Annotated in this window: 28 protein-coding genes and 1 pseudogene; 14 read left to right on the top strand and 15 right to left on the bottom strand. The window is 62.9% G+C overall.

Going from position 1 to position 22,898, the window contains the following annotated elements; translation table 11 throughout:
* Positions 1–98: 98 nt before the first annotated feature.
* Together FDK12_RS14420 and FDK12_RS14415 are read right to left on the bottom strand one after the other, a co-directional pair.
* Entirely contained in the window at positions 99–560 is a 462-nt protein-coding gene (locus FDK12_RS14420) for a hypothetical protein (protein ID WP_137370193.1), read from the bottom strand.
* Positions 557–3,082, bottom strand: coding sequence for a molybdopterin oxidoreductase family protein (locus FDK12_RS14415; RefSeq protein WP_137370192.1), 2,526 nt, complete (start codon positions 3,080–3,082; stop codon positions 557–559). Before FDK12_RS14415 ends, FDK12_RS14420 begins: the two co-directional genes overlap by 4 nt.
* Before the next feature lie 613 nt (positions 3,083–3,695).
* Between FDK12_RS14415 and FDK12_RS15115 the strand changes: the two genes are divergently transcribed.
* From FDK12_RS15115 to FDK12_RS14400, 3 genes are all read left to right on the top strand, one after another.
* A complete protein-coding gene (locus FDK12_RS15115) occupies positions 3,696–4,043 on the top strand; it encodes a hypothetical protein (RefSeq protein ID WP_189636360.1) in 348 nt (115 codons plus the stop codon).
* A 402-nt stretch (positions 4,044–4,445) separates the two neighbouring features.
* Entirely contained in the window at positions 4,446–4,754 is a 309-nt protein-coding gene (locus tag FDK12_RS14405; protein ID WP_137370191.1) for a DUF3040 domain-containing protein, read from the top strand.
* A gap of 113 nt (positions 4,755–4,867) precedes the next feature.
* Entirely contained in the window at positions 4,868–5,293 is a 426-nt protein-coding gene (locus tag FDK12_RS14400; RefSeq protein ID WP_223263309.1) for a four-helix bundle copper-binding protein, read from the top strand.
* A gap of 83 nt (positions 5,294–5,376) precedes the next feature.
* On the opposite strand, the gene FDK12_RS14395 is transcribed toward FDK12_RS14400, so the two are convergent.
* The 3 genes from FDK12_RS14395 to FDK12_RS14385 all read right to left on the bottom strand — a co-directional run bounded on the left by FDK12_RS14395 (position 5,377) and on the right by FDK12_RS14385 (position 8,303).
* Complete coding sequence (locus tag FDK12_RS14395; RefSeq protein ID WP_137370190.1) at positions 5,377–5,838, bottom strand: hypothetical protein; 462 nt, start codon at positions 5,836–5,838, stop codon at positions 5,377–5,379.
* Positions 5,839–5,881: 43 nt separating this feature from the next.
* Positions 5,882–7,015 (bottom strand): glutathione-independent formaldehyde dehydrogenase, encoded by a 1,134-nt coding sequence (locus FDK12_RS14390; RefSeq protein ID WP_137370189.1) that lies wholly within the window; start codon positions 7,013–7,015, stop codon positions 5,882–5,884.
* 76 nt (positions 7,016–7,091) lie between these two features.
* Positions 7,092–8,303, bottom strand: a complete 1,212-nt coding sequence (locus FDK12_RS14385; protein WP_137370188.1) for an alcohol dehydrogenase catalytic domain-containing protein — start codon at positions 8,301–8,303, stop codon at positions 7,092–7,094.
* Here FDK12_RS14385 and FDK12_RS15290 point away from each other — a divergent pair.
* The 9 genes and pseudogenes from FDK12_RS15290 to FDK12_RS15105 all read left to right on the top strand — a co-directional run bounded on the left by FDK12_RS15290 (position 8,209) and on the right by FDK12_RS15105 (position 12,745).
* The gene (locus tag FDK12_RS15290) at positions 8,209–9,063 is read left to right on the top strand and encodes an alpha/beta fold hydrolase (protein ID WP_317616744.1); all 855 of its coding nucleotides are present in this window, start codon (positions 8,209–8,211) and stop codon (positions 9,061–9,063) included. The genes FDK12_RS14385 and FDK12_RS15290 overlap by 95 nt on opposite strands.
* Entirely contained in the window at positions 9,060–9,245 is a 186-nt protein-coding gene (locus tag FDK12_RS15285; RefSeq protein WP_223263307.1) for a hypothetical protein, read from the top strand. The genes FDK12_RS15290 and FDK12_RS15285 overlap by 4 nt, the downstream gene beginning before the upstream one ends.
* 27 nt (positions 9,246–9,272) lie before the next feature.
* Positions 9,273–9,506, top strand: a complete 234-nt coding sequence (locus tag FDK12_RS15280) for an alpha/beta fold hydrolase (RefSeq protein ID WP_223263306.1) — start codon at positions 9,273–9,275, stop codon at positions 9,504–9,506.
* 407 nt (positions 9,507–9,913) lie between these two features.
* Positions 9,914–10,405 carry a GAF domain-containing protein gene (locus FDK12_RS14375; RefSeq protein WP_137370187.1) on the top strand — a complete coding sequence of 164 codons (492 nt, stop codon included), beginning with the start codon at positions 9,914–9,916 and terminating at the stop codon, positions 10,403–10,405.
* Entirely contained in the window at positions 10,320–10,643 is a 324-nt protein-coding gene (locus tag FDK12_RS15495; RefSeq protein WP_137370186.1) for an ANTAR domain-containing protein, read from the top strand. Before FDK12_RS14375 ends, FDK12_RS15495 begins: the two co-directional genes overlap by 86 nt.
* A 180-nt stretch (positions 10,644–10,823) precedes the next feature.
* On the top strand, positions 10,824–11,078 hold the full coding sequence (locus FDK12_RS14365) for a hypothetical protein (RefSeq protein WP_137370185.1): 255 nt from the start codon (positions 10,824–10,826) through the stop codon (positions 11,076–11,078).
* An 83-nt stretch (positions 11,079–11,161) separates the two neighbouring features.
* Positions 11,162–11,506, top strand: a complete 345-nt coding sequence (locus FDK12_RS14360; protein WP_137370184.1) for an ArsR/SmtB family transcription factor — start codon at positions 11,162–11,164, stop codon at positions 11,504–11,506.
* Positions 11,506–12,201, top strand: a pseudogene (locus FDK12_RS14355) (cation transporter); the annotation flags it as partial. The gene FDK12_RS14360 and the pseudogene FDK12_RS14355, both read left to right, overlap by 1 nt.
* Positions 12,202–12,514: 313 nt before the next feature.
* Positions 12,515–12,745: a hypothetical protein gene (locus FDK12_RS15105; RefSeq protein WP_189636364.1), complete on the top strand. Its 231-nt coding sequence runs from the start codon at positions 12,515–12,517 to the stop codon at positions 12,743–12,745.
* 67 nt (positions 12,746–12,812) lie between these two features.
* Here FDK12_RS15105 and FDK12_RS14350 read toward each other — a convergent pair whose 3' ends face one another.
* The 7 genes from FDK12_RS14350 to FDK12_RS14325 form a co-directional block, all read right to left on the bottom strand.
* Positions 12,813–13,244, bottom strand: a complete 432-nt coding sequence (locus FDK12_RS14350) for a hypothetical protein (protein WP_223263305.1) — start codon at positions 13,242–13,244, stop codon at positions 12,813–12,815.
* Positions 13,245–13,300: 56 nt separating this feature from the next.
* The gene (locus tag FDK12_RS14345; protein ID WP_137370183.1) at positions 13,301–13,825 is read right to left on the bottom strand and encodes a DUF421 domain-containing protein; all 525 of its coding nucleotides are present in this window, start codon (positions 13,823–13,825) and stop codon (positions 13,301–13,303) included.
* 754 nt (positions 13,826–14,579) lie between these two features.
* Complete coding sequence (locus tag FDK12_RS15380; protein WP_411266177.1) at positions 14,580–14,870, bottom strand: cation:proton antiporter; 291 nt, start codon at positions 14,868–14,870, stop codon at positions 14,580–14,582.
* A 62-nt stretch (positions 14,871–14,932) separates the two neighbouring features.
* Complete coding sequence (locus FDK12_RS15375) at positions 14,933–15,511, bottom strand: cation:proton antiporter (protein ID WP_262983392.1); 579 nt, start codon at positions 15,509–15,511, stop codon at positions 14,933–14,935.
* 141 nt (positions 15,512–15,652) lie between these two features.
* Positions 15,653–16,465, bottom strand: a complete 813-nt coding sequence (locus tag FDK12_RS14335; protein WP_137370182.1) for an SDR family NAD(P)-dependent oxidoreductase — start codon at positions 16,463–16,465, stop codon at positions 15,653–15,655.
* Positions 16,466–16,593: 128 nt separating this feature from the next.
* The gene (locus FDK12_RS14330; RefSeq protein ID WP_223263312.1) at positions 16,594–17,934 is read right to left on the bottom strand and encodes a DUF2254 domain-containing protein; all 1,341 of its coding nucleotides are present in this window, start codon (positions 17,932–17,934) and stop codon (positions 16,594–16,596) included.
* 148 nt (positions 17,935–18,082) lie between these two features.
* Positions 18,083–18,556 (bottom strand): hypothetical protein, encoded by a 474-nt coding sequence (locus tag FDK12_RS14325; RefSeq protein WP_137370180.1) that lies wholly within the window; start codon positions 18,554–18,556, stop codon positions 18,083–18,085.
* A 548-nt stretch (positions 18,557–19,104) separates the two neighbouring features.
* Here FDK12_RS14325 and FDK12_RS14320 point away from each other — a divergent pair.
* Together FDK12_RS14320 and FDK12_RS14315 are read left to right on the top strand one after the other, a co-directional pair.
* On the top strand, positions 19,105–19,884 hold the full coding sequence (locus FDK12_RS14320; protein ID WP_137370179.1) for a hypothetical protein: 780 nt from the start codon (positions 19,105–19,107) through the stop codon (positions 19,882–19,884).
* A gap of 274 nt (positions 19,885–20,158) precedes the next feature.
* Positions 20,159–20,560 carry a hypothetical protein gene (locus FDK12_RS14315; RefSeq protein ID WP_137370178.1) on the top strand — a complete coding sequence of 134 codons (402 nt, stop codon included), beginning with the start codon at positions 20,159–20,161 and terminating at the stop codon, positions 20,558–20,560.
* Between the two features lie 73 nt (positions 20,561–20,633).
* Here FDK12_RS14315 and FDK12_RS14310 read toward each other — a convergent pair whose 3' ends face one another.
* The 3 genes from FDK12_RS14310 to FDK12_RS14300 all read right to left on the bottom strand — a co-directional run bounded on the left by FDK12_RS14310 (position 20,634) and on the right by FDK12_RS14300 (position 22,839).
* The gene (locus FDK12_RS14310) at positions 20,634–21,041 is read right to left on the bottom strand and encodes a GNAT family N-acetyltransferase (protein ID WP_137370177.1); all 408 of its coding nucleotides are present in this window, start codon (positions 21,039–21,041) and stop codon (positions 20,634–20,636) included.
* A gap of 8 nt (positions 21,042–21,049) precedes the next feature.
* Positions 21,050–21,253, bottom strand: coding sequence for a hypothetical protein (locus FDK12_RS14305; protein WP_137370176.1), 204 nt, complete (start codon positions 21,251–21,253; stop codon positions 21,050–21,052).
* A gap of 1,124 nt (positions 21,254–22,377) precedes the next feature.
* Positions 22,378–22,839, bottom strand: coding sequence for a GNAT family N-acetyltransferase (locus tag FDK12_RS14300; protein WP_137370175.1), 462 nt, complete (start codon positions 22,837–22,839; stop codon positions 22,378–22,380).
* Positions 22,840–22,898 lie beyond the last annotated feature (59 nt).

Raw genomic sequence — 22,898 nt, 5'->3', positions numbered from 1 at the left:
TTGCTGACGGCCGCTGTGGGCTGCATGACCCGTGACATGTCGTGCTGGAGCAGGTCGCAGAGATGCGGTCGCGGCCAGCACCTTGGGGTCTGTGAGGTTTACTCGGCGACGATCAGTGCCTGGGGGGCTGCCTGTTTCATGCGGGTTTGCAGCCATTTGAGTTGGGTGCTGGTCTGGCCGTCACAGTCGGAGACGACACCGAGGAGTTCGGTGTCCCTGAGCCCTTGGCCGGCTTGCTTGACCATGGTCCAGGTGATGTCGACCAAGCTCGCCAGGAGATACAGGTCCTGCAGGTCCCGCAGGAGCCCGACCGGTCCTGACCGTGTCTCGGACAGGCCATCGGCGTGGAGGCGTTCTGGTTCATCATCCTCGTCGACCTCGCCGTACCGCTCGATGATCGGCGCGAGGGCTTTCTGGTGTTCATCGCATTGCGCTGCGAGGGCCTGACACAGGAAGTAGACGTCGGGTTCATGGCCGTGACCTTCAGACACCTGCCGGAAAGACTCGGCGAGGGTTCCCTCGGACTTGTCCAACAAGCCCAGGTAGACGGGAAGCTTCATGAGTGTTCCTCCTCCGTTGCCACCATCGGCGGATCCACCGGAGCGATAACCTCCGTGGCTTGGGCTGCCGGCCCACCGACTGTGGGCAGCACATGTTTCCGTCGCCCTGCCCGTCCGGCGGGGCGGGAGGCAGTCGTGGTAGGCGCCAGGGACTGACCAACCCCGTCGGCGACCTTCTCGACCTTCACGGCAGCGTTCTTCAGCACGGGCTGTTTCGAGACGGGGTCCCATTCGGTGATGGTGAGTTCGTTCGCGGCCCGGTGCCGTGTGTTCGGTGCGCCGTCTTCGTTCTTGCCTCCGTTCTTGCCTTTGCTTTTGCCTTCGTCCCAGTAGCCGTAGTGGAACGGGGCGAAGATACTGCCATCCCGGATCCCGCTGACCCGCACCGACGCAATGACATGCCCGCGCCGCGATTCGACCCGCACAATGTCCCCTTCGACCAGTCCGTAGGACTGGGCATCGTTGACGGACATCTCCACCCACGCATCGGGGGCCGCGTCATTGAGCTGCGGGGACCTGGCCGTCTTGGTCCGGGTATGGAAGTGGTAGACCGTCCGGCCTGTCGTGTATCGGAAGGGGTACTCCTCATCCGGGGTTTCATGGGCCGGGTGATAGGGGGAGGTTTTGAAGATCGCCCGCCCGGCCGGGTTCATGGCCTTGTAGGTTTCCGGGCCGACGGTCGCCCCGGTGAGCAGGTCGTGGCCGTAGGTTTCGCAGTACTGGGGGTCGGTTGCGAACACCCCGTCGCGGTACAGGCGCACCGTGCCGTTGGGGTGGTCCTCGTTGCATGGCCAGGGCACGCCGCTGCCGCCGCGGAGCTTGTCGTAGGTGAGGCCGGTGTAGTCACAGGGGCGTCCGCGCGTGCATTCCTTCCACGCCGTGAACGCATCCTCCGGATCATCCCAGTCCAGCAACGGTGACCCGTCCTTCTGAGTGAAGCCCATGCGCCGGGAGTAATCCAGGAAAATGTCCAGGTCGCTGCGGGCCTCACCCGGCGGGTCGACGGCTTTCTCGGACAGGTGCACGGTGCGGTTGACGTTGGTGAACGTGCCGGTCTTCTCACCCCACGCCGCGGCGGGCAGGACGACGTCGGCGTACTGCGCGGTCTCGGTCAGATAGAGGTCCTGCACCACCAGGAACAGACTGTCGGTGCCGAGGATGTCCCGGACCCGGGACAGTTCGGGCAGGGACACCGCCGGGTTGGTGGCGGAGATCCACAGGAACTCGATGGAGCCCTGTTCGACATACCGGAAGATCTGCATGGCATGGGTCGGCGGCGCCCAGTGCGGGATGATCGCCGGATCGACGTTCCATAGGTCCGCGAGTTCCTGGACGTGCTCGGGGTTTTCCCAGTTCCGGAAACCGGACAGGTCCCCGTCGGCTCCGCATTCGCGGTTGTTCTGTGCGGTGGGTTGGCCGTTCATCTGCAGGATCCCGCACCCCGACTTACCCAGCAGTCCGCGCAGCAGGTGGAGGTTGTTCACCGCGCAGGATGACGCTGTGGCCTGGGAGGACTGGTAGAAGCCCTGCAGGACGGTGGACAGCACCCGGTCCGAGGTCCCGAAGATCTCTGCCGCGCGGCGCACATCGTTCGCGTCGACGCCGCACGTGTCCGCGACGGCCTCGGGCGTCCACGGTTCGACGGTGGAGCGCAATTCGTCGACGTTCATGGTGTGTCGGTCGATGTAGTCCTGGTCGATCCACCCGTTGACGAACAGCTCACGTACCAGCCCGTGCATCAGCGCCAAGTTCGTGCCCGGGCGTAACGGCAGGTGCACCTCCGCGTGGCGGGCGACCTCCGTGTCCCGCGGGTCGACGCATACGATCCTCGGTTTGTCCGGGCCAGCGATCCGGTCCAGGACCCGCATCCACAGCACGGTTTGGGTTTCGGCCATATTGTGACCGAACAGGAACATCGCGTCGCATTCGTCGATGTCTACGTAGCTGCCCGGTTGGCCATCAGAACCAAAGGATTCCTTCATGGCCGTAGCGGCCGTCGCCGTGCAGAGTCGGGTATTGCCATCCATATGCGGGGTACCGATACCGGCCTTACCGACAATCGCCTGGGCGTAGTACTCCTCGAGGAACAACTGCCCGCTCGTGTAGAACCCGTGGGACAAGGGCCCCTTTTCATCCAGCAGGGTCCTACTGCGCGAGACGATCCGGCCCATGGCCGTCTCCCAGTCCGACTCGACCAGCACCCCGTCCTGCCGCACCAGGGGCCGGGTCAAGCGGTCCTTGTTGTCCACGCCCTGCCAGCTGGCGAACAACCCCTTCGGCCCCAGCCGGCCGTGGTTCACGATGTCCATCGCCCGGCCGCGGACCCCGACCATGGAGCCTCCCTTGACCGCGATGTCGATGCCGCACCCATTGCTGCACAGTACGCACGCGGACTGCACCCACCGCTCCACCTCGGACTCCTGCACACCCTCGGCCAGGACCTGGTCCACCCGGACCGGCCACCGCTCATCCCGGGCGTACGGGGTCCTGGTACCCCACACTTCAGCAATACGATCAACCATGGCTCGTCCCTTCCTCACATGCTTACGGTCGGCGGTGCAGGTGACCTCCATGAACCGTGAGTTCAGAGAAAGCTGATCGTCATACGTCGAACGGGAGCGCTTATCCCGTCAGTACATGGCAAACGTCAGTCCTTTGGTGGGGATCATGTGATGAAACGCTAGCGCGGGTACTTACGGTGGGACAACAGCTCCTGCTCAGATAACGGTTGTCACAATGCCTGCTTCAGATGTGGCCACCCCTGGGCTAAGCGACCGGAAAACCGAGACTGGAGTCGACTGTGTTCATGCCTGCCCTCTGCTGGGTTACGTAACTGGTGCCCCCGGCGGCCCAGCGCGAACAGCGGGTCGAGCCCGCACGCCGAAGACTGCAATCGCTCCTGGCATGCACCCAAATGGTGGGCGTGAAGATCAGCGGCGACAGCCAGATCGGAGCGAGGCTCCACCTATCGCGGTAGTTGCACTCCAAGCCGGCAGCTATTGCAGGATGGCGGCGAGCTGGCGTCCCTGGGCCAGCTCAACGGCACCACGGGCGCCGGCGCGATCACCGTTGACGTCACCGGTGACAAGGCGATGGTCAACCTGCAGGTCTCCGGTCTCGCCCAGACCTTCATGAATGGGACCGTACCCGCACGTCCAGCACATCCACGGTGGAGCGCTGAGCCAGTGCCCCACGCCGGCCAAGGACGCCAACGGTGACGGCATTGTGAGTGTCATCGAAGCCGCGGATCTCTACAGTGCCATCCAGACCACGGTGACCACCAGCGGGGCCACGACCCCGACCGAGGGCCTGAACCTCGAGCCCGGCGGACAGGGTGGCACCTACAGTGTCCAAAGCGAGATCACCTTCGACGCCGCCACCAAGGCGTCCCTCGAATCCGAGACCGCCGCCGTCGTCGTTCACGGCCTGGATCCCGCGCCGCTGGCGTGTCCGAGGACGTCTTCAACTCGCCGAGCGACCTGAACCCCGATCTGCCTCCTGGTGCGACGTCGCCGGCTCTATGTGGGACGCTCGTCGCTACCCAGATGGGTGCCATGCCAGAAGGCGGTGCCGACACCGGCGTCACCCAAGAAACCGGCACGAACACTGCTGCCCTCACCTCGGCGGCGGCCTCGTCCTCGCCGCAGCAGGCGGTGGCACCTACATGGTCCGCCGCACATCCCCCACGGTCTGCGGCGCTTCTGCGTGTGAATGCCACCGAACCCATTACGCCACTCCTCATACGGAGGCGGCGTTTAAGGCTCGAGCCAGGACTGACAGGTACGGGCGTAGTCAACACCCTGGTTCATCGGATTGGTTGATGCATCTGCTTGGCAGGTCCGGTGAAGTGGGTTCCGGTACAGGCACCATCAGGGAGCGAACTTCATGTCTTTGTCCAAGCACGAACGTCAGGCATGGGAGGAACTCGAGCGGGTCCTCGCCGGCGATCTTCCCTACACCCACACCGACATGAGAACCATGACACCGGAGCACTCTTCGGCGGCTTTCCTGCCGCGACGGGTCAGCCGCATTCTGATCCTGATCACCCTTCTCATCGGAGGGGTGTCACTTCTGATTGTCGGAGCCCTGACACAGCTGCTTCCGATGGCGCTCACCGGCCTGATCATCCTCTGTGTCGCAACGGATCACCTCCACAGCCCTTCGACTCATGGAGCTCCTCCCGACTGCCCCTAAGCCTCGAGCCTCAGTGGCCTGTCTCAACGAATACAGGCTGCTTGGTGCCAGCGGCCGGGACAACGGCCGGCGACGCCCTGACACATCCTCGACGTCCTGGAAAGGACGACCCTGTGAGCCGTATCCAGCAGATGATGACCACCCATCCCCGAACGGAGGGTACTCCAGCGCAGAATCATTCCGTGCTCGCCGCGATCACCGCCCTGATCGAATGCGCGCAGACCTGCACCAGCTGCGTCGATGCCTGCCTCGCCGAGGACGACCTTCCGCACCTCGTCGCGTGCATTCGACGCAACCGAGACTGTGCAGACCTGTGCCGGGTCACTGCTGACACGCTCACCCGCCGCACACTCCTGAACGTAATGCTCCTCAAGCAGCTTCTGCTCGCCTGCCGCACAGCGTGCAACGCCTGCGCGATCGAATGCGGCAAACACGACCACCCGCACTGCATGATCTGCGCTGACGTCTGTACGACAGCTGAGCGGGCCCTCTCGGACCTCCTTCAGGCACCGTCCGTCACACCACACCGGGGCCTGTAGACCCACAGAGCCCCCGCGCAGAGGTCCCCACCAGCGCTTGTGGCGCTGGTGGGGGCCGTGTGACGACCTGCGGTTTCATAGCATTACGCCCGTGGTGGGTCGGCGTCGTTTTGGTACCCGGTAGTGTCAGCGCCGTCCGATGCCCGGCCGATATCGGGCTGAGCCGGGTACTGGTCCATGTCCACCGCTTGATCCCCGGACTCCTCGACGACTGCTTCCGGATCCTCGTCCCGACGCTCGGCCCCAATCTGCTCCTCGCCGTCCCTGCCCGTGGACCTGTCGCCCTGCCCCGCGTCGCTACCCGGGCCGCCGTATCCCCTTTTCGAGGGGGCGTCAGGATCATCGGCGGGCTCGTCCGAGGAACCGGTCACGATTTCGTCCGTGTCGAACCCGGCAGCTGCCGCATGGGTAGACGGATCCGGCGGGATCAACCCCGCGTCGCGGGCTGCCTCCTCGTCGGAGAAGGCCCAGCCCGCCGATCCGTCCCCGCCGGGAACGGAACCAGAGTCAGAGGCGTCACCGCCGTTCGAGAAAATGCTGTTCATGGTCGTCCTTTCCTCTCATGAGGCGCAGGTGCAGGTGGATGTGTCAGGGGTGGAGGAGGACTTTGGTCCAGCCGTCTTCGCGCCTGTCGAACCGGGAGTAGGCGTCGACGGCGCCATCGAGTGACAGTTCGTGGGACACGATCCAGGACGGTGTTGCGCGTCCGCGGATGATGAGGTCGCGGAGTTCCCGGTTGTACTTTTTCACCGGGCATTGCCCGCCGGCGATGCTGATGCCCTTGGTGAACGCTTCGCCGTAGTTGAACCCAATTCGTCCCTGCTGGGCGTCCTCGTTCGCGGCTTGCGGGTCCTCAGGCACGTAGACGCCGACGACACCGATGTGCCCGGTGGCCCTGACGACTTTGACGAGGTTATCGAGGACCATTTCGGGGTGTTCCTCGCCGTGGTGGTCGTGGGCCTGGAATCCGACGGCTTCGACACCGCAATCCGCACCGAATCCGTCGGTGCCGTCCATGATCGCGTCCGCTGGGTCGGTGTCGGCGAAGTTGATAGCGGTCGCGCCGATTTGCTCGGCCAGGGCGAGACGGTCAGGTTCCTTGTCAACGACGAACACCTGGGAGGCTCCGCGTAGGAACGCGCTGTGTGCGGCCATGAGTCCGACCGGTCCGGCCCCGAACACGGCCACGGACTTCCCCGGAGTGACCATCGCCATCTCGGTTGCGTGGTACCCGGTGGGAAAGATGTCCGAGAGCATCGTGAAGTCGTTCTCGTTCTCGGTGCCTTCGGGGAGTTTCAGGAGGTTGAAGTCGGCCCAGGGCACACGCAGCAGCTCGGCCTGACCGCCCCAGTACGGGCCCATCATCGGGTACCCGTACCCGGCTCCGGGCTGCCCGGACGGGTTCGCCCGCAGGCAGGCGGAGGTGTATCCGTTGTTGCAGTTCCGGCAGGTACCACAGGCCAGGTTGAACGGGACGGATACGCGGTCGCCGACACTGATCCGATCGACTCCCGCGCCTACGGCCTCCACGACGCCCATGTTCTCGTGCCCGAGCACCATGCCGGCATCGAGCTCGCTACGTCCCTCATAGGGATGCAGATCGGACCCGCAGATGTTCGCCGTCGTGATCCGGATGATCGCATCCAAGGGGCCCTGGATTGTGGGGTCGTCGACGGTTTCGACGGATAGTTCATACGGTGCTTTGAAAACGACTGCCTTCATGAGAGAACGTCCTTACTGAAGCTGGGTGGAAGCTGGGTACGAGTGGTTTTGCGTCGGCCGGTTCTGCCCGAGCCAGTTATGCCGTGGTGAGGACCGTCTTTAGCCAGCCTTCTTCGCGTCGGTCGAAGGAGAGGTACGCGTCGACGACATCGGTAATCGGCTCATGTTGGGTGATGAAGCGGGTGGGGTCGAAGACGCCGGAGGCGACGAGATCCAGCAGCGGTGGGGTGACCGACCGGTGGTCGCAGTTGCCCATCCGGATCGTGAGGTTCTTGTTCATCGCCTGCCCGATCGGGTAGGACATCATCTGCGGGCTGTAGACGCCGATGATCCCGATCCGCCCGTACTTCCTGACTGTCTGCACGCTCCACTGGGAGACCTGGGAGGGGGCGTTGCCCGGTACCCAGTTCTCGCCCTGCACGTTGGTCTTCGGGGCGACCTGGGCTACCTCTTGGGCGAATTCCTCGGCCTGCTGCTCACCCTCGGCCGCGGCGGGTCCGGTGGATGGGCGCTGCGCGTCGACGCCGACGGCGTCGATCACGGCGTCCACGCCGATGCCCTGTGTGGCATCCATCAGGGCCTGCACGGGGTCCTCGCGGTTGAAGTCGATGATGTCCGCGTTCTGGTTCAGGGCCCGCACGAGGCGGGTTTCGACACCGTCGATCGCGAAGACGCGGGACGCGCCCTGGCGGAAGGCGGAGGCGATGGCAAACTGCCCGACGACGCCGACCCCGTACACGGCGACGGTGTCACCGCGCCGGACACCGGCGAGCTGCGCGCCGAACCAGGCGGTGGGGAAGATGTCCGAGAGCAGGATGGCCTGTTCGTCGCTGACAGTGTCGGGCAGGGCTGTGAGAGTGTTGGAGGCGTAGGGGATGCGGGCGTATTCGGCCTGCAGCCCGTTGACCGGGCCGGTGGTCTGCGGGCCGCCGAAAAAGCAAGTCCCGGCCTGGGGGCCGTTGGGGTTCGCGGTGTCGCACTGGGCGGTGTGGCCTGCGCGGCAGTGCCAGCAGACGCCGCAGGACATGGTCGAGGAGACGACGACACGGTCACCGGGGGCGAAGCGCCGCACTGCTGCGCCGACGGCGGTGACCTCTCCGACGGCTTCATGGCCGAGGATGGTGCCTTCCTTCATGCCGGACATGGTGCCGCGGATAAAGTGGAGGTCAGTGCCGCAGATCGCGCTGCGCGTGATGCGCACGATCGCATCGTTCGGGTCCAAGATGGTCGGATCATCAACGGTATCGAGGCGAATATCGCCTTCGCCGTGCCAGACGAGAGCTTTCATGGGGTTACTCCTTCTGCTACGTGTGGCCAGGGAGATTGCACGGGAGAGTGCACGAACGTCACCCACGCTAGAAACCGCCCGGCGGCCCGGACAAGGCGAACCTGCCTGCCACACACCCATTGACAACATTCCGGGGGTATCAGGGTTAACGGTTTGTGCGGATGAGTTCTGGTACCTCAGTGGTACAGGCTTCTGTGCTGTGGTCGGTCGTCAATCTCCTGCAAGGGGTGGGGTTTACCCGGCTCCTGGACCACCGTCGGCCGCCCCATCAGCGCCGGTCCATCAGGGGTTGTCCGTCATCAGCGCCTGTCACGGGTCGTTACTGGTCTTTCCTGGGATAATCGGCGACGCCGTTCATGGCGGACCCGTCACCCAGTTTGTAAAGGACGGTCGACACGAAAAGGAAAAACCTTATGGCGGAGATTGTTGCTCACTACGGTCTGTTCAAGGACACCGACCTACACGTGGACGACTGTCGAGGGAGGCGGTGACGAATCAGGTTCCCGCTCTGCAGGCTGCTGGGTACCGGGTGATCACCTATGACCGGCGCGGGTTCGGTCGCAGTGACAAACCGAGGACCGGGTACACGTACGACACGCTCACCGAGGATCTGCGGGCCCTGCTTGAGGAGCTCGGCCTGCATGATGTGACCTTGGCCGGGTTCTCCATGGGTGGGGAGAGGTTGTCCGCTACTTCTCCAAGTACAGCCCGGGGCGGATCCGCAGCGTCGTCTTCGCTTCCGCCGTCCCGCCGTTCATGATGCAGGGCGAGGACGCCCTGGAAGGCCCGCCCACCAAGGACGCGGAGGCCGGGATGACCGCGGACCTGACCAAGGACCAAGAGTCGTTCTACGACGGGTTCACCACTGACTTCTTCTCCGCGAACGAGGCGCTGAAGGTCGCCGAGGTGCAGCGGCAGGAAGCCCTCGAGCTGTGCCGGTAGGCCGACAAGAAGGCAGCCCTGGCCAGCATGGAAGCTTTCGGGAGCACCGACTTCCGCGATGATCTGATGAAGATCACCGTCCCGGCTCTGGTGCTGCATGGTGATGCAGACGCAACCGTGCCGTTCGAGGGTTCCGGGCAGCGCACCCACGCAACCTTGCCCGGTAGCGACCTGCACGTTATCGCGGAAGGCCCGCATGGCTGCAATGTCAGCTACCCCGAGGAGTGGAACCAGGCCCTCATCACTTCCCTCAACAAATAAGGCTTTCGCACCTGACTAGGGTAGGAGTGACATGGGCCGACCCTCGTGTGCCTGAACAAGCCAAGGCCGGCCCTAGGAGAGGTAACCGAGACCGCCGGTTTCCCACGCGCCGCAGAATAACAAGTCGTCTGTGCTGCTCGGACCTGCCAGCACAGCGCGACGTGCACGCACCTTTACGCACCCTTAGTCCGCCTATGGCATCAAAGGTCTGACGGCATGTGCCGCGCCCACCTCAACCCCACATGACCATGGCCGTTGCGCCCTCGTCTTGGGTAACGGGTCTTCAGCACCACCCTTTGCAGGGTTCCTCGTGATCTCACCGGTGAGGCTTTTGTAGTGTGTTTCGCGTCATGTCGCTCAGCCGCCCGGAGTGCAGGTGATATTTGGTGCTGGCTTAGACTCTGCGAATGGCGACAGAGTGGCGTTCTGAGGGTTTTGTTGGTGAGTTGCAGGACCTTGTGTTGAGGCATGAAGAGGTCCACGATTTTCTGCAGGATCTCGTGGGCTTGTCCGCCGGGGCACTGGCATTGGATGGTGTGATCGGATGCTCGGTGACGCTGCGTCACCTCGATGCCACGTTCACCGTTGCCTTCAGCGCCCCGGACATAGGTGTCATGGATGAGGTCCAGTACGAGGTTCGTGAGGGCCCGGGTCTGGAGGCCATCAACACTGGTTCCACGGTCCTGGTTGATGACATGCGGTCCGAGGACCGGTGGGTGGAGTACGGCCAGAGAGTCCGGAACTTCGATATCGGCGCCATCATGGCTGTCCCCATGGGCGTCGGTCCGGATGGTGGTGCGGTTCTGAACTTCTATGCCCGCGCCCCGCACGTTTTCGCCCGAGTCAGCAACGCGTGGCCGAGGCGTTCGCCGCTCACGCTGCGCGCGCCTTGGAAATGAGCCTGAGAATCACGTCAGGAACCCGGCGAGTCGGAGATCTTCGGGGAGCCTTGGAAAAAGGACGGCCCTGGATTTGGCTGTGGGCATCATGATGGCGAAGAACAGGTGCTTTCAGGAGCAGGCACTATCGATCCTCAAACGCTCCGCTGAAACTCAGGACGTCCCTGTCCGGCTGATCGCCGAACGGATCGTATCCACCGTCAACGGGGACGCTCCCGAAACACACTTCACCACCTGATCTCACCGAAGTACTGCGGTAGCTCGTCGTGCTCCCAGAAGTCTTGTGCGAGGATCGTCAACCCTTGTCACCCTCGACTTTGATCGGACGGACCCAAGGGGTGATCGGTACGCTCGTGAGCATCAAATCAAGGGCCCTACCCGTTCACGTGGCTGGGCCCGCGGAAGCGCGGTGACTGCGATGACACACGGTAGGAATGACGAGCATCTGCTCGTTCTCGTCCCCATAGCCGCCGCCGGGTTATCTCTGGCCGAGGTGTGGGTCCACTACTTCGCGTTGACCGGAGACATCGGAATGATCGAAGTAGATGCCTACCTGCACGGACTCATGGATCTTCCCGACGCAGACCGGTGGCTGCTCGCCTATGCCGTGGATGAACTCGTCCGCTTCCCCTCCCACGACAACGCCTCCTCGCCCTTCGGACAGGACACCTAACAGCCAGCCTTCCCCTCAGCAGCGACCGCTGCCGTGTGTTCCACTGCGCTGCTTAGTACATAGTCCCCTGTACTATTGGGGGCGTGGAGACGTTGACTCATTATTTTGTGCTCGCAAGGTTCGGGTACGCTCTGTCGGATCCGGTGCGCGCCCAGGTTTTGTTGGCATTGCGGGACGCGCCTTCGTATCCGGGCGAACTGGCTGAACTGACGGGCGTGAGCAAGCAACGCCTGTCGAACCATTTGAGTTGTCTGCGGGGCTGCGGGCTGGTCGTGGCAGCCTCTGAGGGACGGCGGGTCCGGTATGAACTTGCGGACCGGAAGCTTGGCGATGCTCTGGGCGCATTGCTCGATGTCGTGGCGGTCAGCGACGCCGAAAGCTGCTGCACGACTAAAGAGAACCATATCGACGGAAAGGTGTGCTGCTGATGAGCGCTCATGCATCACCGGCATCGGTGCAGTCCGCGCCCCCAGCGCCGACGGTTAAGCGGCGTGCGGTCCTGTCTCGGCGCATCCGATTCTTCGTGGCCGCAACTATCACCTACAACATCATCGAGGCGGTCGTCGCGATCAGCGCCGGCACGGTAGCGTCCTCGAGTGCTTTGATCGGGTTCGGCTTGGACTCCATTGTCGAGGTCCTTTCCGCGGCTGCCGTGGCCTGGCAGTTCGCCGCCCGCGATCCCGAAGCGCGTGAGAAGACCGCGTTGCGGCTGATTTCGGTCTCCTTTTTCGGCCTTGCAGCGTTCGTGACCGTCGACGCCGTCCGTGCCCTGCTCGGAGGGGCGGAAGCCGATCACTCTCTGGTCGGGATCATCCTGGCTGCGGTGAGTCTGGCGGTCATGCCGTTCCTGTCCTGGGCGCAGCGCCGGGCGGGACGTGAGCTTGGCTCCCGGTCCGCCGTTGCGGATTCCAAGCAGACCCTGCTTTGCACCTACCTGTCAGGGGTTCTGCTGATCGGGTTGCTGCTCAACAGCACCCTCGGTTGGTCCTGGGCCGATCCGATCGCCGCCCTAGTTATCGCGGCCGTCGCCATCAAAGAAGGCCTCGAGGCGTGGAGAGGTGACTCTTGCTGCGCACCCTCGTTCGGAAACCTGGACGCCGACGGAAGCGTTGATGCTTGCGGGGGCACTCAAAAGAGCATCACAAACTCGTGCTGCACTGACATGCCCAAGATCGCCGCTAGCACGACAGGCATGGCTGCAGCGCCCCTGAATAACGCTGCGCAGCTCGCGCCGCTGACGCTCACGTCCCGACCAAGCGGGGCCATCGCCAGCGCGGGCGTGCCGCAAAGCACCATGGCTGGTGCGGCCTGCGCCTGCTGCACGCACCACAAGGCACCTGCGAACTCATCTGTCCCACCTGCCGCATCACCGGGTTCCCCGTGCCCTGCCGGGCACCCAGTATGACCACGTACTTCTCATAACGAGGAGCACCGCAGTGCTGACCCCCGCCCCCGCCGCCATGCCCAGTGAAGCTCCTGAGGCGAAGAAGGGTCTGAGCTTGCAGAACCGGGTCACGATCGGTCTGCTCGCCGCAGCCGCCCTCGTCATCGGCCTCGTGATCTTGTTCAACACTCTCGGGGAGGACAAGGGGCAGGCCGCCGGCACGACCACTGCTGCCGAGGTCGTCCGCGAGGACATGGCGGATTCGAAGAGGGCATCGGCGTAGGAGGCATGCGTGCCGGTGGCGTACAGCAGTTGGCTCGAGGCGAGGATGACCACCGCGGTGACGGCGGCTAGCAGCCGATGCGGCTCGAGAGCAGCCGGCCGGCGGATTGTGAGCCGCGCACACTCGCAGAGACGATCCCGCCGAAGCGGGCGAAGCGTGCGAAGCGTGCGAGCCGTACGAAGCGCAGGGCCTGTAGTGCCCGGAAGAAGCGCAGGAAGGGCGCCAGGAGGAGGATGATTTGCCACCATTTCTTCTTGCAGAATGTCCAGCTGAAGCCCGTGATGTAGGCGCGAAGCAGGAATTCCGCGACGAACACCGCCCAGAACACCCAGTCCAGCACGGTGAAGGTGAGGATCATTTCGGGGCTGGTGGCTAGGAGTTGCCCGAGGACCACGAACAGGGCAATCACGCCCAGGACGCCCATCGGCTTGTCCAGGCGGGCCGCTACGGCTTCCGCGCGGAGCAGGCCCGTCTCCGGGGTCACCGCCGGGCGTTCCATCAGTGGCTCGCTTATCAGCGCTGGCCCATCAGTACAACTCCATCAGTGCTGGCTTATCAGTGCTGGTCACTGGGGTAGCCGGTAATCCCGTTCATGGCTGATGCGTCACCCAGCTTGCTGTGCGGGATTACGCTGAGTTTCCCGTTGGTTTCCAGGACGACGGCGGCTATGGAGGACAGGTCGCCGGTGCCGGTGTTGCGTACCGCTTGCAGGACTTCGGATTCAGCCAGCCGGTTGCGTCGTAATTCCTTATGCTGCAGCCGTCCGTCGACCACGAGGGCGGTGGGTTCGGCGGTGATGGTGCTGCGCGCACCGGACCAATGTGCTGACATCCAAGCGACGACGAACTGCAAGCCCGCCAGCAGTACCAGCGCCGTGAGTCCTTCGGCGTAGGCGACGTCGGAGCTGAGCAGGATCGTGGCGAGGGTCGAGCCGAGGGCCACGGTGACGGTGAAGTCGAAGGCGTTCAGCTGGCTCAGGGTCCTCTTGCCGGAAACCCGGAGGACTCCCACGAGCGTCGCATAGGACACTGCCCCGACAATGAGGACCCGGAGGATGTCCGCCCACGAGTCAAACCACATCGGCACTCCTAGCCCAGAGTATTGAGCCGCGAGTCGAACGCCTGCCCGCAGCGGCGACACGTCGTAACGCAGGTGGAGTAGGCCTGCGGACAATCAAAGTATCCCTGAACCCACTTAGTGAACGTGTCGGGATCAGAACCACTACGCTTCCGCGGATAGGTGGCAAACATGGTGCCAGCATGCGTCGTTCTCCTTCGTGGTGGTCATGGCATTTTCGGGTTGTTGATCGACAGTACGCATAGCAGTACGGCTCAAGCCACCAGCTCCACCAGCTCCACTGGCAGGTGCACAACAGTAACCTTCAGCAATCCCCTTCGTTGTCTGGCTGTGTCCACCGCTCGATGAAGAGTGACAGGGGAGGGCCGGGTGTTCAGTAGCTCTTGATCATGCCCTTCCGTCGGAGGGGTTACTTCGAAGGATGGTGCCCTTCTACCTCTCCGTCGGCATTTCCTGATCGTGTGCCGGTTTCCTGCGTGCGGTGGCGTCGGAGCCATGCGCTGAGAGGGGCGGTGGACAGGCCATGGATCAGCACTGACAGTGTGATGGCCATTGTCGTGCAGAGGAAGACATCATGGTTCCCGGTGTGCCGTTCAGCCAGGGTCGCGTAGAACAGGGCCGACACTCCAATGGGTCCGAGCCGGCTCAGAAACGCTATTTCTGGTGTGGTGTGCACTTTATGCAGCAGTGGTCGTAGCGCCCAGAGGGTGACCAGCCGGCGGATCAGGATAGCGCCGGCGAGGATGACAGGTGCTGCCTATCCAAGTGCCGCCCATCCAGAAAAGGGCAGGGCCAGACCGAGCAGGATGAAGATCGGGAGCAGGAAGAACCGGTTGACCGCGTCGTCGACCTTGTCTTCTCGCTGCTCGTCGCGTCGGGGGATGATCTGGCCGAAGACAGCGGCGGCGATGAATACCGCCAGTACCGCGTCGGTCCCCAGGAGTTTCGCCGCACCGAGTATCAGCAACCCGAAGGGGACAAGGAAGCCCAGGTACGAGCTTTCCTCCATCAAACCGGTGTTCTTGGCCCAGACGAACAGCTTCGCCAGGAGGTAGCCGGCCAGGGCCCGGAAGGTTGCAGCTCCGATGACCTCCCAGAGCAGGACCTTGGTCAGCAGTTCGTGCCACGCCGTATCGGGTTTAGTAGCAGCAGTATCGGGAGCATGACGAAGAGGTAGCCCAGACCGTCATTGAGGCCGCTCTCGGAGGAAAGGTTGTACCGCACGCGCCCGGGTATCCGTGTTTCGGCCATGGATCCGGTGACCACCGGCGTGGTGACGACCGGGTCGGTGGGAGTGTTGATTGCGCCCAGTAACAGGGCTAGCAGGAACGGCACCCCGAGCAGCGCCCACAACACTCCAGTGGCCACCATCAGCATCAGGGCCATGCCCAAGGCAATAACGACGCTGATCCAGCGCAGGTTCTGCCGCCAATACCCGTGCGGTAGCCGGAGGGCGACCCCCGCCAGGCCAACGGCGAGAGTGACCCGGGAGGCTTGCTCGAGCAGAGTGCCTGTGGGTACCCCGAAGTCCTCGATCCGTAGCAGGCCCGTCGCGTATGGGCCGATCAGCACACCCGACGCCAACGCCAGTACCGGGCCGGGCAGGCTGATGCGCTGCAGCAACGAGGAGAAAATCGACAGGATGACGATCACCCCGGCGAACAGAGTGAGAACGAGGTTCATGTCCATGCGAATTTGCTTCCATACTGAGCGTGGAACGAGCAATCCCGGATGAGATGAATCGTGCCGTCCGCCCATGAACAGGGCTGACCGGAAGGCTACGGGGGCTGACCGGCGCGTCTGGCAACACCGCCGGATCCCGTTGGGTGTTCAGATGCTCCGGTGGGTGCTGACAGCGGTTTCGAGGGCGGCGAGTTTCGGTGCAAGCAGCGCGTCCACGGCCAAGGGATCTGTCTTGTTCAGGTCCTGCATCTTCCGCCGGGTGGTAGCCGCCGTGTTGATCTCATGGTCCCCGGCTGTAAGACTCTCGAGGATTTCGGTGACTACGTCAGCGACGGGGCGGCGGCCGAAACCAAGATCCTCCCCGGCGCTGGAACTGGTCATCATGTCCGTGTCCGTGGCGCCGGGGAACGCGGTGGCCACATGGACTCCCGTGCCGTGGACTTCTCGTCTGAGGGCTTTACCGAAGTGGGCGATACCGGACTTCGTCGCCGCGTACACCGTGTAGAACGGCAGACCCGTGAGGGCTATGCCACTGGAAATGGCAAGGAGGATGCTCCCACGCTCGGCCGAGGCGCCCTTCAAGGACGGCAACAGGGCCCGGGTGAGCAGGATGGGGGCGGTGAGGTTGAGGTTGATCATTGCCAGCACGTCCTGCTCGGGCAGGTCTTCCAAATGATCGGCCCGCACATTGCCGGCGTTATTGACCAGCAGGTCCACAGGGCCGCGTGGTCGGGCAGTTCCGGTGACCCTGTCGATAACACCGGGCTCGGTTATGTCGGCAGCGAAGACTTCTGCCTGGCCGCCCGCGGCGCGCACCATGTCCGCTGTTTCCTCCAGCGGTTCAGTGCGCCGCCCCACCAATAGCAGGTTGCCGTTGTGGCGCCCGAAATCCACGGCGAGGGCACGGCCGATACCTGTGCCGGCACCGGTGATGACACCGGTCCTGTTTCCAACGTCCACTCGTCATCCTTCCCAGAAGACCGGCCTGCGTCCCACCACCGTAGCGACTTGCTGGATGGAGGTGCACGCAGCAGCAAGTCATGGCACAGTGAGCGATAGGCCATGCCTCGGGAGGTAGGAGCACCGGATCACGGCCGCGTTGGCCAGGTTGTTGATGTCATGTCGGTTAATTGATGTGTGAGGTGTTTGCGGATAGTGGCATCAAGCGCTGATGCTTCGATAGCTGTTCGGGCCCGCCTTAGCTGAACATCGAGGGCCCCCCAATGGAGGTGGAGCGCGTTGGTGTGGGCTGCGCTGGTCGCGATTTCTGAGAGCAAGTTCACCGTCCTGCTTGCTGTTCGGGGATCACCGAAGGCGTAGGTGATGAGCTGGTCCATGACGAGCTCGAGGAGTTCCGCGAAGGAGGGGAGGGCTAGAAGTGCCCTGACGGTCCCGTCCTCATCACGGAGTGTCATAGGCCCCGTCTGTCGGCCAGCGAGGGAGCTGAGGATCGCGGAGATGTGGCTGATCGCATGAACTGCCGTCGTGGGGTCGTTGACGCCGGGCGAGAGTGCTTTGTCGGTCACGTCCAGCAATTGCTGCAGGCCGAAGGACGGGTCCTGGGTGGAGGTTCGCTCAAACCCGGTCCTGAGAGCCCCGGACACCTTTTGTTCCAGCCCCGCGGATCGTTCGTCATCGAGCGGTGTCTTATTCACGCTCCACAGCCGGGCTACTGGCATGCCGGCCACGAGCGAGGCTCCAGGGGCCACATCGATGCAGACAAAAGCTTCGAAGCGTACCGCAGCAGTTATCAGAGCAGTCCTGTCGATGCGGGTGAGGAAACCCGAGGACGGTGCTCCAAGCAGCAGGACCGTATGAGGGCCAGGGCTTGAACTCTCCGGGCTTTTCAAGCCGTGCTCGGGGAAGACCCGGTCCAGGGTTTCATCGGTCTCACGGTGAACGTCGCGCAGCATGGTCTCAACGCGGATCTGACGTGCAAGGTGTGCCAGGAACAGAACCAATCCGATAACACTCGCGATGGTCAGCGCGAACGCAGTCGTCACTGCAACCTCCGGAACGAATGCGGCGCCGGCACTGGTTTCGACGCGGATGCTGCGAAGCACCGTCAGTGAGAAGACGAAGGTTGCCAGGAACAATGCGAGGGTGTTGTGCACGAAGCGGTCGCGGGTGAACGTACGCAGGAGGCGGGGAGAGAATTGGCTGCTGGCGAGTTGCAGGGTGACGACCGTCAGGGAGAAGGTCAAGGAGGTCACCGTGATGGTCGAACTGGCGATTGTTTCCAGAAAAGAGCGGGCTGCTTCAGGGCCTCCATCAAACAGAAGACCCGACACTGGCGCCGGCATATAGTCATCGAGCTGCCGATCGAGGGAAGGCAGAGCCTGCCCGAGCACGAGTGCGACAACCACGGCGGCCAGTGGAATAGGCCACAACTGAGAACGCAGGGACTCCCGCACGGACGCTCTATCCATATTCATGCTGCTCATCTCGTCGGGGCGCTTCGGGTACTCAGGTCGGGTCCGAGCTACCCCGAGGTTGCTTTCTGTCAGCCCTAGCTTCTGCCGGGGTGGTCACATATCGGTACTGGTTGATCGGTACTGGTTGATCGGTGCCGGCCGATCATTCGGGCAGGTACGGGCGGTACTGTTCGAGCGTCCCGTCGCGTACGGGAATGACGAGTTCCGTTTCGTCCTCGCTGGTCGCGGCGGTGATGGTGGTATTCGCACCAGGGGCGTCGCCGGTCGTGCTGAAAATTGCTTCGTTAGTGTCGAGGGGATACTGATCGTTCGCTGGAACGGTCACGACGACCTCCTCGTCGGAATCGCTGATGGTCACCTCAAGTGACTGATCGGACTCGTTATCGAGGGTGCCTAGAAGCCTTCCGGGCTCACCTTCACCGGAAGCGACGACCAGAAAGCTCAAGAGCTTGACTGAGCCCACCGACCCGTCTTCACCCACCGCGATGGCATCCTGGTCTTCTTCCGCAGGCGCGGAACAGGACACCAGCGCTGTTGCCAGGACCGCCAACGTCGCCAGGGCCGTTCCAGTCCGGGGCTTGATCGTTGCCTTGAGCGTCCTTCTCTCGGAGGTCATAATAACCTTTCGCTGGGTGAGGAACCAATGGTGACGAGCGTGCTGGTCTATAGACCATAGATAGTGCTTCCACAATGCGACACCCCGAAAGCCATACCTTGATCATGAATCGGCTGCTGGCGGTCACCGCGGTCACCGCGATCACTACCATCAGCGGTGTCACCGACGCCGAGCTGCTGGCCTTGACCGGTGCCGCGGAAGCCGACAGAGAGAAACCCGTCGCCCGAGCCAGAGTGACTGCAGCCCTCCCTACCCTGAAGCCGCAGACCGCGCCTTCCCTTCCCCGGTACCGGGTCCTCGTCGATGACCGGCCGCGGCGCCCGCGCCCCCGTCAACGGACACGAGGTAACCGCAGGTGGCCCAAACATGCTCAAGGAACTCGGGCTGAACACCGTAACCAGCATCCCGGTCGACATCACCGAATTGATTAGGAAGGGGTGGCCCGCGGCTCGTCCGTCCTGCATCTCATCCAGGACGGGGCCGTGACCGGCGCCGTCCGCCTCGAAAACGAGGTGTGAGACGAATTCCGAGCCGCGTAGGGTGGAAGAATGCAGGGCCAGCAAGGGAAGACGCACGATCAGGAAGGAGCGGACAAGCCGATGAATCCTGATAACGCGTCGCGGTATACGCTGATTGACGAAGGTGAATTTCTGCGGGTGCGGTGGGCTCCTGGCATCACAATAAGCGCCGGCGACGTCCGGACAAGGATCGCCGCAACTATGGCGGCTTCGTCACGTGGCAAGCGTCCATTGCTCGTGCACATCGGTTTGGCCAGCCGAATCACATCGGAAGCCAAGCAGCTACTTGTTGACGACACGTGGTCAACCCGGATCGCCATCGTTGGGTTGGACGAGGTAGGTCGGGTGCTCACTGCGTTCAATCACAGATCCGCAACGCCGAGCCGGTACTTCGACGACGAAGCTGACGCCATTGCCTGGCTTACCGAGAGTTTCGACGACGAAGTTGATGTGGGGTTGCCCGGAATCCATACGGCAGAGGTCCGGGGTGATGTGGTGTGGGTCCAATGGCATCCCAATATGAGTGTAATTGACAGCGAAGCGGCAGCACTTACCGAACGAGTGGCTCATGTGAATCCGGCGGGGCGGTTGCCGATGGTCGTCAATCTCAATCCGACGGTGGTCCTGTCCCAGTCCGCTTTGCGGTTGTTTGCCACAGCTCTTAACGTCACCGCTCTTGCCTTTATCGGCGCTGATAGCGACAAAACCATCGTCACCCACTTCAGACAGGTACATCGTCCTTCATACCCCGCCGCGTATTTCGAAGCAGTCGACGAGGCGCTGGACTGGTTGTCCCGTTACCGCCCATAAGAGGCTGTGCGGATCGGCAATCACCTTTCGGCCAACTGATGCTGCGCACCGTCCTAGCTCATCTCTTCGAAGCCTCGACTGGAAGCAAGCGATTTTTCAGGGAAATGTGCACCGCAAATCCGACAGCCACGAATGCACCTCCGATGGACCCGTTTGGCGAAGTTAGATTTAGGATGATGGTCTGCCCAGCCGGTGTGTGCATCTGGGGCGACTACGGCTGAGCCCTATTTGGCCTGTGAAGGTAGGGCATGACCGGACCGTGGAGGAAAGAACCGTGAATGACACTCCAGAAGGAAGCCCGGACGGAGGTCCGGAGAAAGCCTCGACTGGAACGTACAGGGCAGCGGCGGCTTTGCATGCCGCTGCAATCGAGCTCTCCCAATCCAGAACGAGCTTCGCGCAGCCGGCGGACTCCCACGCGACGGTAGGGGAGCTAATTGACGCTCAGCAGCACCTGATGAAGGTCTTGTACGGGTTGGGTCAGTGGTATCAGCACGCGCGTGTCGGGACGGACTATGCGGACGGCAAGCAAAGCGTCGACGGTGTGCTGGAAACCGCGTTTGAACTTCAGGCAGCACTGCAGCATGCCACCGCACTGCATCAGGCCCTCATCCGGGCCCATCACGCGGGAAGTCAGGTCCGCTGGTACAACCCGAGACCTGACACAAAAAGGTGAAGCCCCTCGCCGGCGGAGCGTGTCTAGGGATAGCAACAGTGGCCTGCCGGGAGCTTCTCGGGAAGCGTCGAGGTCAGCGCCACCGTGGCGCGAAGGCGGTGTATTGCGGGTTCTCGAACAGGAATGCGGCCGCTGCTGGGCAGTCGGGAACGATGCTGAGGCGGCGCTTGTGCGCATCGACCATGATACGGCGCAGCAGCACCCGGTCGAAGCCGCGACCTTCGAAACCGATCTTCTCGATGAGCTCGATCAGCCGCAGGCGGTCACCGCTCATGGAGTACTTCACGAAAGCGGCGAGCCACCCGTCGAGGAAGAGTTCGAATCGGGAGGAGAACCGGGAATCAGCGAACACGGGGCGCCCGGCACTTGGTGCGTCCTGCTCGGCGATGGCCGCGGATCTCTTATCGAGTTCCTCAGCGAAGCTGCTGTAGCGTTCCTTGGCGTACACCGGAGGGTGCTCGGTGTCCAGCAGCCGGTACATGTGATTGGTCAGGCCCGCAGATCCTGCAGTGACGCTGTTGCTGGGCTGGTGACAGCCAGTGCTTCGTCCATCCGCTGGGTGTCGCGCTCCCGCTTCATGGAAGGCGCGGCAGTCACGGGGATGACCGCTGTGAACAGGTCAGGCGCATCGTCATGTGCGTCAGGGGCGAACGAGGGATCCTGCTCTATGTTCGGTCGTGACAGGTGTGTCATCGGCGAAGCGTGTCCTGGAAGCCTAAGAGGCAACTGTCGGCCAACAAAGCGAGTACACGCCGGACAGAATCTGGTGGCTGGTCAGGGAACGCCCTAGGGTACGGGGGGCGGCGGTCACTACACTCGGCCTCCATGAACTGATCAGTCTCCATGGATTGACCGAGCGCCGTGGGTGGGGGAGTGGTGGCAGCTGAATGTATTGAGGTCGCAGGAGGCAAGGGGCGTCTGACGAAACTTGGTGGTGCGTTGCTTCGCCTCACTTGGCAGCCGGGGACAACGGTGGAAGTAAAGGACGCGGACGATGTGCTGGAAAGCAGCCTCCTGTTCGTTGGCAGCTTGCCCTACACGGACCTAGTCGATTTGGCCGAAACTTCCAGCATCAGCCCCGCATAGAACAACGGGTCGAAGTAGGAGAACGGTCTGACGTTGAGTCGTTCCTGACCGGGCCTCACGGAGTAATCGCACTGCAACTGCAACGGGAAACCCTGGATAGAACCCTCGACTGGGTTTTCCCCATACAAGACCGCTCCTTCAGGGGGCGGTCCAATCTGGGAGGACATGATGCAGACGTGATCGGGTCCTTGCCGGAGCGCCTGAGCTAGCTGAACAGATGGCGGGAGAAGCGCGATCAATCCCGCCAACAGGAGCACCACCGAAAGGACGGTCATCCAGATACTCGGATCTGGCTGGCCAGCGGCACGGTCCGAAATCGCAGGCCACGGACGAAGCTCTATGCCCATGCCGTGATCTTATGTCGGACATCCCACCCTTGGCTGTCCTACTGAAGGATCCCCTGACGGTTTTGAGCCCTGCAGTCAAGGCATGCCCGATTAAGGAGCGGATGAACTCCATGTCTCGAGGAATTCATCGAGTTGTAGCGTTGCCAGGTCTTGTTCAATGCGAGTGACGAGTACTGCTGTGTCATCGAGAGCCCCGCCGTTGATGCGCATGGCCTCCTCACCGGAAGATTTGTACTTCAAAACAACCTGGTGCAACGAGGCGCCAGCGGGATGCCCCCACAGAGAGGCGGCCACGGTGGCCGCGATCCACATGAGCCCGCGCGGCTGTTTCGTATGACTAACCCGGTGCAGTCTGTCCCGTTGGGTATCCCGCTCGAGGGTCTTTCAGGGGAACGCTCCGCGGGCACTGAGGTCCTTGAACGCGACTACCTCTCCAAAGAGTTCCTCTCCGGTGGGAACAAAACCGAGCTTGAGGTAGAAGCCTTCTGGACCATGATCGCCACGTTCCCACAGCACAGAGATCCTCTTTACGCCGCGAACACGCGCTTCCTCCTCTAACGCGCGGACGGCGAACCGTCCCACGCCGCGCCCCTGCGCGGATGCGGCTACATTGAGTCGCCAGATCCCGGCACGGAATGCTTCGACCTCGTGGCCGGGATCGAAGTTGCCCATGATGAAGGCCAGTACGTCGTCGCCGTCCACCACGAGTCGCGGCCAAGCCGTGGGGTTCACGTAGGCCTCGGCGATCGATTGCACGACTGGTGCAACGAACGCTTCCTGTTCGGGTCGAAGGGTGATGCTGACGGCCTTACCGAGGTTCTCCGGAGTCAGGGGCGCGAGTTCCATGCACCGACGATAAGCGCACTCGCGGTCACCCGCAGTCCTGATCGATAGCGGATCCGCCT

Source organism: Arthrobacter sp. NamB2, from assembly GCF_005281365.1.
Lineage (GTDB): Bacteria > Actinomycetota > Actinomycetes > Actinomycetales > Micrococcaceae > Arthrobacter_D.
The sequence above is the reverse complement of the archived record's forward strand: the minus strand, read 5'-3'. Positions and strand labels throughout refer to the sequence as shown.

Bases quoted from the DNA above. Each gene is read 5' to 3' on its own strand.
- FDK12_RS14420 (WP_137370193.1), bottom strand. From the start codon at position 560: ATGAAGCTTCCCGTCTACCTGGGCTTGTTGGACAAGTCCGAGGGAACC.
- FDK12_RS14415 (WP_137370192.1), bottom strand. From the start codon at position 3,082: ATGGTTGATCGTATTGCTGAAGTGTGGGGTACCAGGACCCCGTACGCC.
- FDK12_RS15115 (WP_189636360.1), top strand. From the start codon at position 3,696: ATGGGACCGTACCCGCACGTCCAGCACATCCACGGTGGAGCGCTGAGC.
- FDK12_RS14405 (WP_137370191.1), top strand. From the start codon at position 4,446: ATGTCTTTGTCCAAGCACGAACGTCAGGCATGGGAGGAACTCGAGCGG.
- FDK12_RS14395 (WP_137370190.1), bottom strand. From the start codon at position 5,838: ATGAACAGCATTTTCTCGAACGGCGGTGACGCCTCTGACTCTGGTTCC.
- FDK12_RS14390 (WP_137370189.1), bottom strand. From the start codon at position 7,015: ATGAAGGCAGTCGTTTTCAAAGCACCGTATGAACTATCCGTCGAAACC.
- FDK12_RS15290 (WP_317616744.1), top strand. From the start codon at position 8,209: ATGCGCACGATCGCATCGTTCGGGTCCAAGATGGTCGGATCATCAACG.
- FDK12_RS14385 (WP_137370188.1), bottom strand. From the start codon at position 8,303: ATGAAAGCTCTCGTCTGGCACGGCGAAGGCGATATTCGCCTCGATACC.
- FDK12_RS15285 (WP_223263307.1), top strand. From the start codon at position 9,060: ATGATGCAGGGCGAGGACGCCCTGGAAGGCCCGCCCACCAAGGACGCG.
- FDK12_RS15280 (WP_223263306.1), top strand. From the start codon at position 9,273: ATGGAAGCTTTCGGGAGCACCGACTTCCGCGATGATCTGATGAAGATC.
- FDK12_RS14375 (WP_137370187.1), top strand. From the start codon at position 9,914: ATGGCGACAGAGTGGCGTTCTGAGGGTTTTGTTGGTGAGTTGCAGGAC.
- FDK12_RS15495 (WP_137370186.1), top strand. From the start codon at position 10,320: ATGCCCGCGCCCCGCACGTTTTCGCCCGAGTCAGCAACGCGTGGCCGA.
- FDK12_RS14365 (WP_137370185.1), top strand. From the start codon at position 10,824: ATGACACACGGTAGGAATGACGAGCATCTGCTCGTTCTCGTCCCCATA.
- FDK12_RS14350 (WP_223263305.1), bottom strand. From the start codon at position 13,244: ATGGAACGCCCGGCGGTGACCCCGGAGACGGGCCTGCTCCGCGCGGAA.
- FDK12_RS14345 (WP_137370183.1), bottom strand. From the start codon at position 13,825: ATGTGGTTTGACTCGTGGGCGGACATCCTCCGGGTCCTCATTGTCGGG.
- FDK12_RS15375 (WP_262983392.1), bottom strand. From the start codon at position 15,511: ATGGACATGAACCTCGTTCTCACTCTGTTCGCCGGGGTGATCGTCATC.
- FDK12_RS14330 (WP_223263312.1), bottom strand. From the start codon at position 17,934: ATGGATAGAGCGTCCGTGCGGGAGTCCCTGCGTTCTCAGTTGTGGCCT.
- FDK12_RS14325 (WP_137370180.1), bottom strand. From the start codon at position 18,556: ATGACCTCCGAGAGAAGGACGCTCAAGGCAACGATCAAGCCCCGGACT.
- FDK12_RS14320 (WP_137370179.1), top strand. From the start codon at position 19,105: ATGCAGGGCCAGCAAGGGAAGACGCACGATCAGGAAGGAGCGGACAAG.
- FDK12_RS14310 (WP_137370177.1), bottom strand. From the start codon at position 21,041: ATGTACCGGCTGCTGGACACCGAGCACCCTCCGGTGTACGCCAAGGAA.
- FDK12_RS14305 (WP_137370176.1), bottom strand. From the start codon at position 21,253: ATGACACACCTGTCACGACCGAACATAGAGCAGGATCCCTCGTTCGCC.
- FDK12_RS14300 (WP_137370175.1), bottom strand. From the start codon at position 22,839: ATGGAACTCGCGCCCCTGACTCCGGAGAACCTCGGTAAGGCCGTCAGC.